Origin of the sequence: Pseudomonas psychrophila, assembly GCF_001043005.1 — a bacterium.
GTDB lineage: Bacteria > Pseudomonadota > Gammaproteobacteria > Pseudomonadales > Pseudomonadaceae > Aquipseudomonas > Aquipseudomonas psychrophila.
On sequence record NZ_JYKZ01000110.1, the window covers coordinates 1 to 522 of the forward strand.

General features: G+C 59.6%; 1 pseudogene. It reads left to right on the forward strand.

The features are described 5' to 3' along the window. Nucleotides 1-22: 22 nt before the first annotated feature. A pseudogene (locus tag TU76_RS24335) lies at nucleotides 23-522 on the forward strand (hypothetical protein); the annotation flags it as partial.

A 522-nucleotide genomic window follows, 5' to 3' on the forward strand; every position in this document is an offset into this window, starting at 1 on the left:
GATTGTCTGGTGCGTTGTATTAATGCTGCTGGCGTTCGGTATATGGGCCTATCTGTTTGAAATAGACGAGGTATCGACCGGTACCGGCAAGGTAATCCCGACCTCTCGCGAACAGGTTATTCAGTCGCTGGAGGGCGGTATTGTTGCGGAGCTCAACGTCTCCGAAGGGGATATCGTCAAGCAGGGCGAGATCCTTGCCAAGCTCGATCCGACCAAGACCGAATCCAACTTTGGTGAGAGTGCGGCCAAGTACCGGGCTTCGCTGGCCAGCGTGGCGCGGTTGCAGGCCGAAGTGAAAGGCGTAGCACTGAAGTTTCCTGATGAGCTCAAGGACTATCCGGCACTGATGGCCGCCGCACTGGCCAGCCACGTGACCTACCGCGACTGGGCGCGGGCCCCCACGATGCAACCCAACGAAACCAACAAGGGCATCAGCGTGGCCCGCAGCCGCCTTTCCGCCCTGCTCCAGCGCCCGTTGTATGACCTTGACCGTCTTGACCTGTCGGCCACCAGCACCTTGCA